At 62.8% G+C, this 14,905-nt stretch carries 14 protein-coding genes; 4 read left to right on the top strand and 10 right to left on the bottom strand.

The features are described 5' to 3' along the window. Positions 1 to 198: 198 nt before the first annotated feature. Entirely contained in the window at positions 199 to 1,488 is a 1,290-nt protein-coding gene (locus tag CQ14_RS38290; RefSeq protein ID WP_057862921.1) for an RNA polymerase sigma factor, read from the bottom strand. A gap of 31 nt (positions 1,489 to 1,519) precedes the next feature. Continuing rightward, the gene (locus CQ14_RS38285) at positions 1,520 to 1,918 is read right to left on the bottom strand and encodes a YciI family protein (protein ID WP_057862920.1); all 399 of its coding nucleotides are present in this window, start codon (positions 1,916 to 1,918) and stop codon (positions 1,520 to 1,522) included. Between the two features lie 202 nt (positions 1,919 to 2,120). Here CQ14_RS38285 and CQ14_RS38280 point away from each other — a divergent pair, with 202 nt between their 5' ends. Further along, a complete protein-coding gene (locus CQ14_RS38280; RefSeq protein WP_347337183.1) occupies positions 2,121 to 2,681 on the top strand; it encodes an SGNH/GDSL hydrolase family protein in 561 nt (186 codons plus the stop codon). Positions 2,682 to 2,831: 150 nt separating this feature from the next. On the opposite strand, the gene CQ14_RS38275 is transcribed toward CQ14_RS38280, so the two are convergent. The 6 genes from CQ14_RS38275 to CQ14_RS38250 all read right to left on the bottom strand — a co-directional run bounded on the left by CQ14_RS38275 (position 2,832) and on the right by CQ14_RS38250 (position 7,652). Next, on the bottom strand, positions 2,832 to 3,146 hold the full coding sequence (locus CQ14_RS38275) for a barstar family protein (protein WP_057862919.1): 315 nt from the start codon (positions 3,144 to 3,146) through the stop codon (positions 2,832 to 2,834). A 195-nt stretch (positions 3,147 to 3,341) separates the two neighbouring features. Then, on the bottom strand, positions 3,342 to 4,040 hold the full coding sequence (locus tag CQ14_RS38270) for a protease inhibitor Inh/omp19 family protein (RefSeq protein ID WP_057862918.1): 699 nt from the start codon (positions 4,038 to 4,040) through the stop codon (positions 3,342 to 3,344). Then, positions 4,040 to 5,029, bottom strand: coding sequence for a 2-hydroxyacid dehydrogenase (locus CQ14_RS38265; RefSeq protein WP_057862917.1), 990 nt, complete (start codon positions 5,027 to 5,029; stop codon positions 4,040 to 4,042). Before CQ14_RS38265 ends, CQ14_RS38270 begins: the two co-directional genes overlap by 1 nt. Beyond that, positions 5,029 to 5,817 carry an ABC transporter permease gene (locus tag CQ14_RS38260; protein WP_057862916.1) on the bottom strand — a complete coding sequence of 263 codons (789 nt, stop codon included), beginning with the start codon at positions 5,815 to 5,817 and terminating at the stop codon, positions 5,029 to 5,031. Before CQ14_RS38260 ends, CQ14_RS38265 begins: the two co-directional genes overlap by 1 nt. After that, positions 5,814 to 6,611 (bottom strand): ABC transporter ATP-binding protein, encoded by a 798-nt coding sequence (locus tag CQ14_RS38255; protein WP_245320860.1) that lies wholly within the window; start codon positions 6,609 to 6,611, stop codon positions 5,814 to 5,816. Before CQ14_RS38255 ends, CQ14_RS38260 begins: the two co-directional genes overlap by 4 nt. Positions 6,612 to 6,632: 21 nt before the next feature. Continuing rightward, positions 6,633 to 7,652, bottom strand: a complete 1,020-nt coding sequence (locus CQ14_RS38250) for an ABC transporter substrate-binding protein (RefSeq protein ID WP_057862914.1) — start codon at positions 7,650 to 7,652, stop codon at positions 6,633 to 6,635. Positions 7,653 to 7,796: 144 nt separating this feature from the next. On the opposite strand from CQ14_RS38250, the gene CQ14_RS38245 reads away from it, so the two are divergent. The 3 genes from CQ14_RS38245 (at position 7,797) to CQ14_RS38235 (ending at position 11,599) form a co-directional block, all read left to right on the top strand. After that, positions 7,797 to 8,612 (top strand): creatininase family protein, encoded by an 816-nt coding sequence (locus CQ14_RS38245; RefSeq protein WP_057862913.1) that lies wholly within the window; start codon positions 7,797 to 7,799, stop codon positions 8,610 to 8,612. A 146-nt stretch (positions 8,613 to 8,758) separates the two neighbouring features. After that, complete coding sequence (locus tag CQ14_RS38240) at positions 8,759 to 9,016, top strand: hypothetical protein (RefSeq protein WP_057862961.1); 258 nt, start codon at positions 8,759 to 8,761, stop codon at positions 9,014 to 9,016. A 681-nt stretch (positions 9,017 to 9,697) separates the two neighbouring features. Next, positions 9,698 to 11,599: a carbohydrate porin gene (locus CQ14_RS38235; RefSeq protein ID WP_057862960.1), complete on the top strand. Its 1,902-nt coding sequence runs from the start codon at positions 9,698 to 9,700 to the stop codon at positions 11,597 to 11,599. A 129-nt stretch (positions 11,600 to 11,728) separates the two neighbouring features. Here the strand turns inward: CQ14_RS38235 and CQ14_RS38230 are convergent, their stop codons facing one another. Together CQ14_RS38230 and CQ14_RS38225 are read right to left on the bottom strand one after the other, a co-directional pair. Beyond that, positions 11,729 to 13,036, bottom strand: coding sequence for a hemolysin family protein (locus tag CQ14_RS38230; protein ID WP_057862912.1), 1,308 nt, complete (start codon positions 13,034 to 13,036; stop codon positions 11,729 to 11,731). 98 nt (positions 13,037 to 13,134) lie between these two features. After that, positions 13,135 to 14,766 (bottom strand): FMN-binding glutamate synthase family protein, encoded by a 1,632-nt coding sequence (locus CQ14_RS38225; RefSeq protein ID WP_057862911.1) that lies wholly within the window; start codon positions 14,764 to 14,766, stop codon positions 13,135 to 13,137. Between the last annotated feature and the right edge of the window lie 139 nt (positions 14,767 to 14,905).

The following is a 14,905-nucleotide window of genomic DNA, read 5'->3' as shown; positions in this document are numbered from 1 at the left end:
AAGTAGCGCCAAGGACCGCTCGAAGCGCGCGACCGAAAGGCGAATCCGAAAATCTAAAAATGAGTCGCGATGACGATAATGCCGATTGGTTAATCACTGTGTTCGGAATCGGAACTCCGAAGCCCGTAGTACTACGAGCAGCGCGAGGGCTTTATTTGCAGTGGATTCGGCAATTCTAGCGTGCGCGAGATTCTTCGCTCATTCAGAAATCAGCGAACGACTGCGAGCTGCGTTGTACGCTTCATCTGCGCGCCGCTTCATTAATTCCTGCTCGCGCTTGTTGCCGGCGAGTTTCACGGCAACCTCGAACGCGGTGCGCGCTTCGGCAAAGCGGCCGAGCTTGTAGAGCAGATCGCCGCGGACGCTGTCCAGCAGATGATAGTTTTTCAGCGCAGGCTCGTGCGCCAACTGATCGACAATGACAAGCGCGGCCGCCGGTCCCTCGGCCATACCGACTGCCACGGCGCGGTTGAGCTCGATGACGGGCGAACGTACCAATGCGGCAAGTTCGGCATAGAGTTTCGCGATACGCGGCCAGTCAGTGTCGGCAGGCGTCCCGGCACGCGCGTGACAGGCGACGATCGCCGCCTGCAGCGTGTAGAAGCCCTGCCCGCCGCCGAGGCCATGCGCCCGTGCCAATGCCAGCAACCCGCGGCGAATCTGAAGCCGGTCCCACCGCGCGCGGTTCTGGTCCATCAATAGGACTGGATCGCCGGCTGCGTCCGTGCGTGCTGCGAGACGCGAAGCATTCAGCTCCATCAGCGCGAGCAGGCCATGGGCTTCGGCTTCCTGCGGCGCAACCAGCGTCAGCACGCGACCCATGCGCAGTGCATCATTGCAGAGCTGCGGCCGCAGCCACTCGTCGCCGCGCGCGGCCGTATAGCCTTCGTTGAAGATGAGATAGACGACCTCCAGCACCGAGGCTAGTCGCTCGGAAAGCTCGGCGCCGCGCGGGGTTTCGTAAGCAAGCCCGGATTCCGACAGCGTGCGCTTGGCGCGTACGATGCGTTGAGAGATCGTCGCCTCCGGCTGCAGAAAGGCGCGCGCGATCTCTTCCGTGGTCAGGCCGCAGATCATCCTGAGCGCCAGCGCCGCGCGGGCTTCGCGCGACAACCGCGGATGGCAGGCGGTGAAGATCAGCCGCAGCAGCTCGTCGCCTATATCATCATCAAGGGCGGCGTCCGGGTCGGGCATCGCCTGTTGCTCCTGCTCCTGCTCGCGCGTCAGCATCTCGTGCTTGCGCGCGAGCATACGGCGGCGGCGCAGATCGTCGAGCGCGCGGCGCTTGGCGGTTGCCATCAGCCACGCGCCGGGCTTGTCCGGCACGCCGGTGACGGGCCAATGCTCCAGCGCCGCCACCAGCGCTTCCTGCGTCAGGTCCTCGGCCAGCGTCACGTCGCGCAGCATCCGGGACAGGCCCGTGATCAGGCGCGGCTGTTCGATGCGCCAGACCGCCAGAATGGTGCGGTGGATGTCGGCGGCCGTCATCGCCGCCGACTATGCTCGCCGATCGTTTGCATCACGCGCGGGCACGCACGCCGACATCGCAGGCACCATCCACGCCCGGTGTCGCCATTACGCGAACCTCGCAGGTGCCGTCCCAGCCCGGCATGTGCTCGAGGTGCAGCTGCATGAACTCCCTTGCGCCCGCCATTGCCTCTTCCATGTCCCGGTGTTCGAAGATGGCGTAACCGCCGATCAGTTCCTTGGTCTCGACGAACGGCCCGTCGATCACGCCGAGCTTGCCGTCCGTTATCCTGACCTGTGCGCCGGCCATGGCGATCGGCATCAACCCGCCGCTGTCGAGCATGCGCCCGGCCTTGATTTCCCGGTCGGCGAGCTTGCCCATTGCCTCCATCAAGGCCGGGGTCGGCCCCCGGTCGGGCTGCGAGGACGTGACGATGTACATGATCCGCATGAGGAACTCCCGTTGGGGCGAGTTGCGGCGGTCATCGCCCGCAAAACTGGCTCGCTGTGGGAGACGACGAACGGGAAGGCGGCGGATCGACAGGGGCTCGATAAAATTTGTCCGCCTCCCTGCGACCGGCCGGCCCGATATGATTGCAATGGGAGATATTCGCCCTGTAGGTTCCTGGAATCGATGCATATGGGGGCCAAACATGAAATTGCGCGCCTTTCGGCTTGGATTTCTGGGTTCTTTGGCGATCACGGCCGCGCTTGCATCGGCGCCGGCCAGCGCGGCAACGGTCGTGGCGCTTGGCGCCAGCAATACCTTCGGCAAAGGGGTAGCGCGCAATCAGGCCTATCCGGCGCAACTCGAATCGATATTGCGGGCCAAGGGAGCCAACGTCCGTGTCGTGAACGCCGGCATTAACGGCGACACCACGGAAGGCATGTTGCGACGTCTGGACCAGGTCGTGCCGAAAGGGACCAGCGCCGTCATCCTGCAAGCCCGGCGGCAACGACCGGCGCAAGGGCTCGCCCGATCGGACGTCGGAAATTCAAAGCCGGCTGAGCGGCCGCGGCATCCCGGTGATCATGATTCCGAACAGCGCGTTCAGGGGATTACCGCATCAGCCGGACGGCCAGCATCTGACCCCGGACGGCTACCACATGCTCGCCGAACAGGTTGCGTCCCAGGTCGCGGGCGTGATCGGCCGTTAGGATGCGTACTTATGAAAGCGATGTCGGCTTCTGAGGACCGAGCGGAAATCTTCTGATCGGTTAAAGCGCTACTGCGGGTAGCCCTTTCGCGAAGAGATGGCCGACGCCGATGACGTCCGATTATCGGGGTGAACCGGAAGTGACTGGCTGACTTTCTAAACGCCGCTTTTGACCCCAAACGGACATGGCACGGTTTGGGGGGTGTCCTAATTCCCGATCTCAAGACTAACCGCGACATCCTCGCCTATACGCGCAAGCCTACGCGCTCGTGTTTCCTCAATCGCCGACGAAAAATCGCGGATCAGTTCCTTAAGTTCTGGTGCAATGTGCGCCGTGTTCACGACCTTGATGACATAGGGAGGTTTGATGGCATTCATGCTGCCTCCAAAAATGGAATCCAAGAAGGCGGCGGCTATCTCGCCATGCCAGTCCGGCGCCCCTATTGCTGCCTTAAGGGCTGATCGAAAATCCTGGGCAGTTCTCCAACTGCTGGCATCGAGTTCTAATGTGTGCATGATCATGCGAAAGGCCGCCTCAGTTGGCGGCCTCTTTCATATCAGGCTGAGCCGGCGATGTCGCCTCTTGGCCCTTCGGCGACCTCCGGCGATGTCGGCTCTTATGCTGATGTGGAGCGATGAGCCGACATCAGGCGCGACCAAGAGTGAGCGCCTGACTTTTGAGTCCACGCCCTGGTTCACGATCCGAACGTCTGGACGCTACTGCCCCCGCAGCATGATCAGGGGATCGGCGGTATCGGGCACGCGCCGCCACTGCGCATTGTCGTCGGCCTCGAACTGCCAGCTTTCGCCGGTCTTCGACGTCAGGATCATTTGCCCACGATCGAGCCGCCACTCCGTCGGCGCGAAGGCAGCGACCGCGGGATCGCATTTCGGCTTCAGGAACACCTGGAAATTATCGCCGGTCGCTTCGGTGTTGGTCAGCGTCAGGCCGCAGATCGGCCGGCCGTTGCCGCGGACCATCGACCAGTCGCCGATCATCTGATCCATCGACTTGGCGAGCGAGCGCGCGGCGGCGAGGTTCTGCAGGATGTAGACGCCCTCGCCGGTCCGCAAGCCTTCGAAGATGCCGCTCTCGACCTCGGTGAAGTCGATCACCGGCTGGCCTGCCGCATCCTGCAGCCGAACGATATCCAGCCCCTTGATGTTCCAGGCCGTGATGTCCTTGGTGAAGGGCAACGCCTTTGGACAGCCGGGCTCAAGCTCGAGCTTGAGCCCTTGGGGCGTGGCGTCGCTCTTCAGCGTAATGACACAGGTCTTGCTGCGTTCGGTGGTCGCGAGCTCCCACTGCCCGATCATGTCCTTCTTCAGGGTCGAGGCATCCTGCGCCGCTGCCTGCGACGCAAGCGTAAGCAGCGCCGTCAGCGCTGCCGCGATGCCTGAACACCTGCGCGACATCAGCGTCCCTTTACCGGGGTTTCCGGAACCGGCGTCAACGGCGCCTTGCCGGCGAACCAGTTCTTCAGATTGTCGACGACGAGCTGATCCATGGCGTTACGCGTTACCACGGAAGCCGAGCCGATATGTGGCAGCAGCACGACATTTTGCATGGCCTTCAGCTCGTCCGGCACGTTCGGTTCGTTGGCGAACACGTCGAGCCCGGCCGCAAGGATGGTGCCGGATTTCAGCGCCGCGACCAGTGCCGGCTCATCGACGACGGAGCCGCGGGCGACGTTGATCAGGACGCCGCGCGGACCGAGCGCCTTGAGCACGTCGGCATTGATCATCTTGGCGGTGGAAGCGCCGCCGGGCACGATCACGACCAGCGTGTCCACGTCTTTCGCCATTTCCAGAAGGTCAGGATAATGCTTGTAGGAAACGGCCGAGGATGGGTTGCGCGAGTGATAGCACACCGGCACAAGCGAGGCTTCCAGCCGACGACCGATCGCTTGTCCAATACGGCCCATGCCGACGATACCGACCTTGCGGTCGCGCAACGAACCGACGCTCAGGGGATAGTTCTGCGCCTGCCACAGCCCGGAGCGCAGATAGCGGTCGGCCTTGACGAATTCGCGCAAGGTCGAGATCAGCAGCCCCATGGCGACGTCGGCGACTTCTTCGGTCAGCACGTCGGGCGTGTTGGTGACGACGATATTGTGCTCGCGCGCATAAGCGGAGTCGACGTGGTCATAGCCGACGCCGAAGCTCGCGACGATTTCGAGCTTGGGGAAATGCGACAGCGCCTTCGCGTCCGCCGGCACCATGTGATAGGTCACCGCCATGCCGCTGATCTTCGCGACCGTATCCGGCGTCAATCGTTCGAGGTCGGCGCGGCTCTCCGCCATATGCAGGACGTACTGGTCCGAAAAGCCGTTTTCCAGGATCGGCCTGACCGGGCCATAGATCAGGAGATCGATCTTCTCGGACGAAATATCAGCGGCAGCCATTAATTTTCCTTTCCAAGCGCGCTTTCATGCCAGCGCCGTAATACCAAGTGCGAACCTAGCGCCAGCAGCCCATAGATGACAATCCCGGCCACCGACAGCAACAACAACGCCGCGAACATTCGGGGAATGTTGAGGCGGTAACCGGACTCGGCGATCCGGAACGCAAGGCCGGAGCCCGAGCCCGCGGAGCCCGCCGCGATTTCGGCGACCACGGCGCCGATCAGCGACAGCCCGCCCGCGATCCGCAAGCCGCCGAGGATATAAGGCAGCGCCGCCGGCATTTTCAGGTACCGCAGCGTCTGCAGCCGCGACGCGCCATAGAGCTGAAACAACCCTGCCAGATTGCGATCCACCGAATTCAGCCCGAGCGTGGTGTTGGACAGAACGGGGAAGAATCCCACGATCCAGGCGCAGACGATGACCGCGGTCTGCTGCGGCAGATAGATCAGCAATAGCGGCGCAATTGCGATGACAGGCGTGACCTGCAGGATGACCGCATAGGGAAACAGCGAATATTCCAGCCATTTCGACTGGTTGAACAATAGCGCCAGCGCGATGCCGCCGACGGCGGCGGCGATAAAACCTTCCAGCGTGGTGAGCAGGGTGACGCCGAGCGACTCCGACAGCACGGTCCAGTCGCTGACCAGCGTCTGAAACACGACATAAGGGCTCGGCAGCACATAGGGCTGGATGTCGTTGACGCGGACCACGAGCTCCCACAGCGCCAGGCCCACCGCCAGCACGACAACGGGCAGCAGCATGCGGCCGATGTTCTGCAGGGAACTCATGCGCCGCGCTGCCCGGAATAGGACGGCGCGAGCGCGCCGGAGACCTCGCGGCAGTGGGCAGCGTACTCCGCCGAGGTGCGAAACTGCTCGCTGCGCGGCTCTGATGTCGTGACGCGAAATTCGCGGGCAAGCCGGCCCGGCCGCGCCGTCATCACGATCACCCGCTGCGACAGGTAGACCGACTCGAACACCGAATGGGTGACGAAGATGACGGTCTTGTGCAACTTGCGCCACAGCTCAAGCAGATCGTTGTTGAGCCGGAAGCGCGTGATCTCGTCGAGCGCCGCGAACGGCTCGTCCAATAGCAGAATATCCGGATCGGTGACGAGCGCGCGCGCCAGCGAGACCCGCATCTTCATGCCGCCGGACAATTCACGCGGATAGGCATCGGCGAATTCGGCTAATCCCACCTGCGCCAGCGCTTCATCGATGCGCCGGCCGGCTTCCGTCACTGTTACGTGCGCCAGCTTCAGCGGCAGGCGCACGTTGTCGCGCACGCTCGCCCACGGCATCAGGGTGGGCTCCTGAAACACGAAGCCGATGGGATGGCGCCCATCCGCTTTGCTGGCGCGATGGGAAACGTCCACCGTGCCCGCGCTCGGCGCAGCCAGTCCTGCGATCAGCCGCAGCGCGGTGGACTTTCCGCAGCCGGAAGGCCCAAGCAGTGAAACGAATTCGCCTTTTGCGATGTCGAGATCGAGCGGCCCGAGCGCGGTCACGCCGCTATCATAGGTCTTGATGACGGCGCGCAGGCGCACCGCAAGGTCCGCCGCGTCGACATCCGTCTCGGACAATGCGGGCTCCGCCATCTCGCGTCAGTTCTTCGGCCGCAGGTCGAGACCGACGCCCTTGTTGACGAAGCGCAGCGTGTAGGCCTGGCGGTAGTCGATGTCGCGGCGAACCACGCCGGCCCGCACCATCTTGTCGAAGAAGCTCGCCACCCGCGCGTCGGTCATGGCGCCGATGCCGTCGCGCAAGGTGTCGCCGGAATCGACGATGCCGTATTCCTTCATCTTGTCGACGGAATAGCCGAGCAGTTCGTCGGTCATTTCCGGGTTCATCTGCTTGATCATCGCATTGCCGGCCGAATTGTCCCCGTAGAGATAATTGTACCAGCCGATCACGGAGGCATCGACAAAGCGCTGCACCAGGTCCGGCTTCTTGTCGACGATCTCGCGGCGGGTTTCGATCAGCGTCGAATAGGCGTTGAAGCCGTGATCGGCCAACAGGATCACGCCGGGCTTGAAGCCCGCTGTCTTCTCCACGGCATAGGGCTCCGAGGTGACATAGCCCTGCATCGCGCTCTGCTTGTTCACGATAAAGGGCTGCGGATTGAAGGTGTAGGGCTTCACCTTGCTCTCGTTGAATCCGTATTCGGACTTCAGCCACTGGAAGTAGCTCGCCACGCCTTCCTTGGACACCAGGAGCGTCAGCGGCTTGAGATCTTCGAGTTTTGAAATTTTGCTTTCCGGATGGGTCAGGAAAACCTGCGGATCCTTCTGGAAGATCGCGGCGACCGCAATCAGCGGCACGTTGTTGGAGACGGCATCGAAGGATTGCAGCGTGTTCGCGCTCATGAAGAAGTCGAGCTTGCCGGCGGTCAGCAGGATGCGGTTGTTGGTATTGGGGCCGCCGGGAACGATGGTGACGTCGAGGCCGTATTTCTTGTAGGTGCCGTCCGCGACCGCCTGGAAGAAGCCGCCATGTTCGGCCTCCGCGACCCAGTTGGTTCCAAATGACACCTTGTCGAGGGTTTGGGCGCGCACAGGTGTCAGGGCCGAGACCAGCGCCAGAAGACCTGCGGTTAACGCTCGCGGCAAAAAGGCCGGGTTCATGGTTGGACTCCGTCGATCGTTCTGGCCCATGATGGAGGCAGTGGACGTGGATATCGTCCCCACGGCTTTATCCAGGGATTGGATCAATTCCCGGACTATCTAACAAACTACCCTGCAAATTCATCCAAAGAAACGCTTCGCTCGATGGCCACAACCGTTCCGCCCCACGACTGGACCGAGATCCACTGGCCTGAGGTCGCCAGGACCGAGGCCGCGCGCTGGATCGCGGTGCTGCCGCTGGCGGCAACCGAGCAGCATGGCCCGCATCTGCCGCTGGAAACCGATGTCCTGATTGGGGAAGCCTATCTGACGCGGGTGCGCGAGCTGGTGCCTGTGGCACTGCCCGTCACCTTTCTGCCGATGCAGCCGGTCGGCATTTCCACCGAGCATATCGACTATGCGGGAACACAGACGCTGCCGACCGACGTCGCATTGAAGGCGTGGATGGCGATCGGCGAGCGCGTCGCACAAGCAGGAATCCGCAAGCTCGTGATCGTCACCAGCCATGGCGGCAACAGCGCGGCGATGTCGCTGGTCGCGCAGGATCTGCGCGCGCATCACGGCCTGCTCGTGGTGACGACGAGTTGGTCGCGCTTCGGCACGCCGGACGGATTGTTTTCCGCGGAGGAAATCCGTCACGGCATTCATGGCGGCGCGGTCGAGACGTCGATCATGCTGGCGCGCTATCCGCACACCGTGCGGAAGGAAGCGATCGCCAATTTTCAACCCTCCAGCATTGCGATGGAGAAAAAATTGCGTTGGCTCTCCGCGCATCGGCCGGTCCCCTTCGCATGGCAGGCGCAGGACCTTAACGAAAGCGGTGCGGTCGGCGACGCCACCAAGGCTTCCGCGGAGAAGGGTGAACAATTGCTTGATCACGGCGCACGCGCGTTCTGCGAATTGCTCGAGGATGTCGACACATTCGATCCGGAATTGTTTCTTCGAAAAAGGGGACGCTGAGATTTTATCGCCTAACTGCTTGTAATTACTAAGAAATAATTGACGAAACCATATTTCCGGCAGGCTTTTCGAACCGCTTTCAAGAGCGCTCCGTCCAACTGGGCATGCGGACCACAATGGCCGCTCAACACAGGATGGAGACTTCCATGTCGATCAAGACCAAGTTCGCCGCTATCGCTCTCGCTACCCTTGCCGTCACCGGCGGCATGGCTTCCACGCAGGCTCAGGCCAAGCCGCTGCACTGGGGTGTTGGCGCCGGCCTCGTTGGCGCAGCCATCGTCGGCACCGCGATCGCAGCTTCCGGCCCCGGCTATTACTACGATGGCTATCGCCGCTGCGGCTGGGTTCGCCAGTTCGACGCCTACGGCAATTACATCGGCCGCGTCCGGACCTGCGCTTACTGATTTCTTCGGCTGACTTGGTTTGAGAAGCGTCTTCTTTCCCCAAGCAAACCACAGCAGTCCCTGAACACGCTTCTTCTTGTTCGACGCGTTTTCTTCACGCGAACCGGAAGACCACTTCGCTCGAAAACGATTTGTCGTGGATTTGCGTCCGGCACGGGCGCCTCATCCACCCCCGTGCCGAACACGACCCGCCCGGCGTCCCACCGGGCGGGTCAACCTTTTTTTGCGCGGACCGGCAATCAACCGTCACTCCCGACGCCTGTCGATCTGTCAGCCATGTCTCCGAACACCTGTCAGCCCATCTGTCCGAACTGACGCTCCTCCCCACCCGCAATATCGCAACGGCTGTTGCAGCCGCGTCACATAAGGATGCCATCGAACCACAGTGGCCGCCCCCTTCTTGCTATTGCGAACTATTCGCAATAAGGATCGCAGCGTGAATGGCGGGAACTCCGGTCCGACGCGGCCGGGAGAACCGTGGGAATTGGGGGCCACAGGTTGATGACTTCATTTGTTCGATGGCGGCAGGCGTTCGAATCTGCGGTGATGGCGGGCGACGACAGCAAACGTAGCGTCGGGAATATCAGGACTGTGAACCGCAACCGCCGATCCCTGAATTATGCGCTGGCCGGGGCCGCGTTCGGCGCGCTGGCGCTCGGCAGCCCTGCGATCGCGGCCGACATGCCGTTGAAGGCACCCTATCTTCGTCCGGCGTTCGACTGGAGCGGCTTCTATATCGGCGGCCACACGGGCTACAGCCGCGGCTCCTCGAGCGCGGTGCTGTCCGATCCGCTGGCGGTCTCGGTGAACAACAGCGTGTTCAGCGGCATGATCGGCGGCGTCCAGGGCGGCTACAATGTTCAGCTGCCGTCCGGCCTGCTGCTCGGCGTCGAAGCCGACCTGACGTTTCCGAACTACATGATCTCCAACAAGATCGTCTCCACGCTGACCGGCGCGCGTTCCGAGGTCGTCGAGGCCTTCGACTATGCCGGCACCTTGCGCGGCCGCATCGGCTACGCCAGTGGCCACTGGCTGTTTTACGCCACCGGCGGCTTCGCCTTTGCCGGCGAGCGCTTCGTCAACACGCCCGACGTCGGCACCGACCAGAAGATCATCAACGTGCGCCCCGGCTGGGCCGCCGGCGCCGGCGTGGAATACGCCTTCGCGCCGCACTGGAGCGTCAAGCTCGAATATCTCTACAGCCAGTTCGATCGCGCCAACGTCCGCTTCCCCTCAGGCGCGGAGCACACCTCCACCCTCGATTTCCAGCAGATCCGCATCGGCCTCAACCGCAAGGTCGACTGGCCGGGATCGAACAGCCGCACGCCAAAGTCAGACCTGACCGATCCGGAATCCGATCGGTGGGAGATTCACGGCCAGAGCACCTATCTGGGTCAAGGCTATCCGGCATTCCGCGCGCCCTATACCGGCACCAACAGCCTGACGCCGGCGCGGCAGGCGCAGGCGACCTGGAGCAACAGCCTTTACCTGAACGCAAGGCTCTGGGAAGGCGGCGAGGTCTACTACAATCCCGAACTGCTGCAGGGCTTTGGCCTCAGCGACACCGTCGGCGTCGCCGGCTTTACCAGCGGTGAGGCGCAGAAGTCGAACTTCCCCTACCCGCACTACAACACCTCGCGGCTCTATGTGCGCCAGACCTTCGGGTTCGGCGGCGAGCAGGAGGAGCTTGCCAGCGGGCAGCAACAGCTTGCGGGCAAGGCCGACGTCAACCGCCTGACGCTGCAGGCCGGCAAGTTCTCGGTCGGCGACGTCTTTGACGGCAATTCCTACGCCAAGGATACCCGCCGCGATTTCATGAACTGGTCGATCTGGGCGCCCGGCGCCTTCGACTATGCCGCCGACAAGCTTGGTTTGACCTATGGCTTCACCGCCGAGCTCAACCAGAAGCAATGGGCATTGCGCGCCGGCTATTTCATGATCGGCGGGGTATCCAACTCCAACAGTTTCGATACGCAGGTCTTCCGCCGCGGCCAGTATGTCGCCGAGCTGGAGACGCGTTATTCGATCTTCAACCGGCCGGGCAAGCTGCGCACCATCGGCTGGGTCAGCAGCGCCAATTCCGGCAGCTATCGCGACACGCTGAACGATCCGGCGCTCAATATGGACATCGCGCTGACGCGCATGGGCCGGCTCAAATACGGTTACGTCTTTAACGTCGAGCAGTCGGTCACCGACGACATCGGCCTGTTCGGCCGCTGGAGCTGGAACAACGGCAAGACCGAGATCATGTCGTTCACCGACATCGACGCCTCGCTGTCACTCGGCACCTCGATCAAGGGCACCAAGTGGGGACGGCCCGACGACACCATCGGCATCGCCGGCGCGATCAACTCAATCTCGCGCGATCACCGCGACTTCCTCGCCGCCGGCGGACTAGGCCCCCTGATCGGCGACGGCCAGCTCAATTACCGCAAGGAACGCATCCTCGAAACTTATTATGCCTACGCACTCACCAAGGCGATCACGGTGACGGCGGACTACCAGTTCGTCACCAATCCCGCCTACAACGCCGACCGCGGCCCGGTCCACGTGTTCTCCGGGAGGCTGCACGGGGAGTTTTAGTTGTTGCGCACCAACACGTAGCCCGGATGAGCAAAGCGAGATCCGGGGCAACGCCATCCGCGCGCGAGAAAAGTCCCGGATGTCGCTCCGCTCATCCGGGCTACACCACGGGCTCATCTACGCAGCTACTCACGCGTCTGCCTGAACCGAGGCATCGCTGATCTTGGTCGCCAGCAGCTTGTCGATCCGCCGGCCATCGAGATCGACGATCTCAAAACGCCAACCATCCACCTCGATGTGATCGCCGACATCGGGAATCCGGCCGAAATGGTTGAGCAGGAATCCGGCAACCGTCTGGTAATGGCGGGACGCCGGCAACTCGAACTTCAGCAGCGAAGCGAACTCGACGGCCGACATCCACCCCGAGATCAAATACGAACCGTCGTCACGCCTGGTGGCGGCGGCTTCCGGCGGCCCCTCCTCCGTGTGAAAGCCGCCGACGATCGATTCCAGGATGTCGGCACTGGTCACCACGCCCTGGAACCCGCCATATTCGTCGTGGACCAGCCCCATATGGACGCTGGAGTCGCGCAGGATGGCGACGACGTCCCTCGCATCGAGAAATTCGGGGATGACCGGAGCGGCGCGGACCAGTTTGGCGATGTCAGGCGTCTGCCCCGACAGATAGCAGTCCAGCATATCCCTGGCCTGAACGATGCCAACCGCGGCATCGGTGGCCGGATCGAACACCACAAAACGGGAATGGCTGCTGGCGGCGAGCGCGGCGCGAACGGTTTGCATGTCGTCGGTCAGGTTGATCATGCTGACCTCGCGGCGCGGCGTCATCACGGCGCCGACGGGAAGATCGCCGAGGCGCATCACGCCCGCGATCATTTCCTTTTCGCCGGGCTCGAGCACGCCGGCATTCTCGGCTTCGACCACCAGCGTGCGGATTTCGTCCTCGCTGACTTTATCGCCGGCGGCGCCGCGCTGACCCAGCAGCCACAACAGCGCCTTGCCGGAGCGGTCTAGCAGCCAGACGGCGGGCAACGAGACCTTCGCCAGCAGCATCATGTAAGGCGCCACCCGCACCGCCACCGATTCCGGGTCGCGCAGGGCGATCTGCTTGGGCACCAGTTCGCCAATAATGAGCGAGGCATAGGTAATCACCGCCACCACGGCGCCGACGCCGATGGCATCAGCCGGGCCCTGCGACAATCCGGCCTCGGTCAGCATGTTGGTCAGGCGCAGGCCGAGCGTAGCGCCGGAAAACGCGCCCGACAGCACGCCGATCAGCGTGATGCCGATCTGCACCGTGGAGAGAAATTTTCCGGGGTCGGACGCCAGCACCAGCGCGCGGCGGGAGCCTTTGACGTTTCGTTCGGCGAGCGCCGCCAACCGCGCCGGCCGCGACGACACGATGGCCAGCTCCGACATGGACAGCAGGCCGTTGGTGACGATCAGGATCGTCACGATCCCGAGTTCGAAGTAGAGCATTACCGCTTTCTGGCAGATTTCATTTCAACGCGTGGGCAAACCCTACCAGAAAGCCAGCCCTGCGAGATTCAAGAGCGCGTGGGAAACCGCCAGGATTTTTATCCCGCCGGCTGGAACGAATCCGCGCGTGCCATCGCCCAGGCATCGCGGAAGCGCGGGTCCTGGGTGCCTTCGAGCAGCTCGCCCGGACGCAGCGCCGGATAAAGTTTCGCGAATGACATCACCTCCGTGCTCGAGGTGCGCTTCGAGAAGTGGATCGGCCGCAGCTGCTTCGGGTGGTCGAGACCGGCGGCGGCGAGAAGCTCTGACAGCGCGTGCAGGGTGGCATGATGGTACATGTAGACCCGCTCGGTCTTGAGCGGCACCACCAGCGCCCGGGCGCGGATCGGATCCTGCGTCGACACGCCGGTCGGGCAGCGATCGGTGTGGCAGCTCAAGGACTGGATGCAGCCCAGCGCGAACATGAATCCGCGCGCGGAATTGCACCAGTCCGCGCCGATGGCCATGGCGCGCGCCATGTCGAAGGCGGTCGCGATCTTGCCGGCGCAGCCGATCTTGATGCGGTCGCGGGCATTGATGCCGATCAGCGCGTTGTGGACGAAACTGACGCCCTCGCGCATCGGCATGCCCAGATGATCCATAAACTCCAGCGGAGCCGCGCCGGTGCCACCTTCATTGCCGTCGACGACGATGAAATCGGGATAGATGCCGGTCTCCAGCATCGCCTTGCAGATCGCCAGGAATTCCCAGGGGTGACCGATACACATCTTGAATCCGGCCGGCTTGCCGCCCGACAGCCGGCGCATCTCGGCGATGAAGGCCATCATCTCCAGCGGCGTCGAAAACGCCCGGTGGGTGGCCGGCGAGATGCAATCCTCGCCCATCGCCACGCCCCTGATCCTGGAAATCTCCTCGGAGACCTTGGCCGCCGGCAGCACGCCGCCATGTCCGGGCTTGGCGCCCTGGCTGATCTTGAGTTCGACCATCTTGATCTGGTCGTCGTTCGAGACGCGGGCGAACTCCTCCGGATTGAACGAACCGTCGCGGTTGCGGCAGCCGAAATAGCCGGAGCCGATCTCCCAGATCAGGTCGCCGCCGTTTTCGCGGTGATAGGGACTGACACCGCCCTCCCCGGTGTCATGCGCGAAGCCGCCCTTCTTGGCGCCTGTGTTGAGTGCGCGCACGGAGTTGGGGCTGAGTGCGCCAAAGCTCATCGCCGAGATGTTGAACACCGATGCCGAATACGGCTTGGTGCAATCGGGGCCGCCGACTGTGACCCGGAATTCCGCGCCACCATGAGCCTTCGGCGCCACCGAATGATGCATCCACTCGTAACCCTCGCGATAGACGTCCTCCTGGGTGCCGAACGGCCGCTTGTCGAGCTGCATCTTGGCGCGCTGATAGACCAGCGCGCGGGTATCGCGGGAGAACGGCATGCCGTCCTTCTCGCTCTCGAAGAAGTATTGCCGTATCTCCGGCCTGATCTCTTCAAGCAGGAAACGAATATGCGCCGAGATCGGATAGTTGCGCAGGACGGCATGGTTCTTCTGCAGGAGATCGCGAATGCCGAGCAGCGTGAGCGCGCCGAAAATCCCGATCGGGATCAGCAGAATTTCCCACACCTTCGGGTTATGATCGAAAATCCCGATACCGAGCAGTAATGCCGTCACGACAGCGCAGATCGTCAGCACGATGTAGCGTGGCGAGAACGGAAGCAGCACTGTTTCCATGGAACCCCTCAGCCGAATTGTCGCGTCGTCGGCACCAGCTTAGTCCAACCGCCGGAACGAGCGCTACACGATATACGGAGCGGCATACGGGAACGTGACGGCGGCTTGAATAAAATTTGCGGGGTCACCAGGCGACCAA

This window comes from Bradyrhizobium lablabi (assembly GCF_001440475.1).
Classification (GTDB): domain Bacteria; phylum Pseudomonadota; class Alphaproteobacteria; order Rhizobiales; family Xanthobacteraceae; genus Bradyrhizobium; species Bradyrhizobium lablabi.
The sequence above is the reverse complement of the archived record's forward strand: the minus strand, read 5'-3'. Positions and strand labels throughout refer to the sequence as shown.

Bases quoted from the DNA above. Each gene is read 5' to 3' on its own strand.
- CQ14_RS38260 (WP_057862916.1), bottom strand. From the start codon at position 5,817: ATGAGTTCCCTGCAGAACATCGGCCGCATGCTGCTGCCCGTTGTCGTG.
- CQ14_RS38290 (WP_057862921.1), bottom strand. From the start codon at position 1,488: ATGACGGCCGCCGACATCCACCGCACCATTCTGGCGGTCTGGCGCATC.
- CQ14_RS38235 (WP_057862960.1), top strand. From the start codon at position 9,698: ATGCCGTTGAAGGCACCCTATCTTCGTCCGGCGTTCGACTGGAGCGGC.
- CQ14_RS38225 (WP_057862911.1), bottom strand. From the start codon at position 14,766: ATGGAAACAGTGCTGCTTCCGTTCTCGCCACGCTACATCGTGCTGACG.
- CQ14_RS38245 (WP_057862913.1), top strand. From the start codon at position 7,797: ATGGCCACAACCGTTCCGCCCCACGACTGGACCGAGATCCACTGGCCT.
- CQ14_RS38275 (WP_057862919.1), bottom strand. From the start codon at position 3,146: ATGATCATGCACACATTAGAACTCGATGCCAGCAGTTGGAGAACTGCC.
- CQ14_RS38270 (WP_057862918.1), bottom strand. From the start codon at position 4,040: ATGTCGCGCAGGTGTTCAGGCATCGCGGCAGCGCTGACGGCGCTGCTT.
- CQ14_RS38265 (WP_057862917.1), bottom strand. From the start codon at position 5,029: ATGGCTGCCGCTGATATTTCGTCCGAGAAGATCGATCTCCTGATCTAT.
- CQ14_RS38280 (WP_347337183.1), top strand. From the start codon at position 2,121: ATGAAATTGCGCGCCTTTCGGCTTGGATTTCTGGGTTCTTTGGCGATC.
- CQ14_RS38230 (WP_057862912.1), bottom strand. From the start codon at position 13,036: ATGCTCTACTTCGAACTCGGGATCGTGACGATCCTGATCGTCACCAAC.
- CQ14_RS38240 (WP_057862961.1), top strand. From the start codon at position 8,759: ATGTCGATCAAGACCAAGTTCGCCGCTATCGCTCTCGCTACCCTTGCC.
- CQ14_RS38250 (WP_057862914.1), bottom strand. From the start codon at position 7,652: ATGAACCCGGCCTTTTTGCCGCGAGCGTTAACCGCAGGTCTTCTGGCG.
- CQ14_RS38285 (WP_057862920.1), bottom strand. From the start codon at position 1,918: ATGCGGATCATGTACATCGTCACGTCCTCGCAGCCCGACCGGGGGCCG.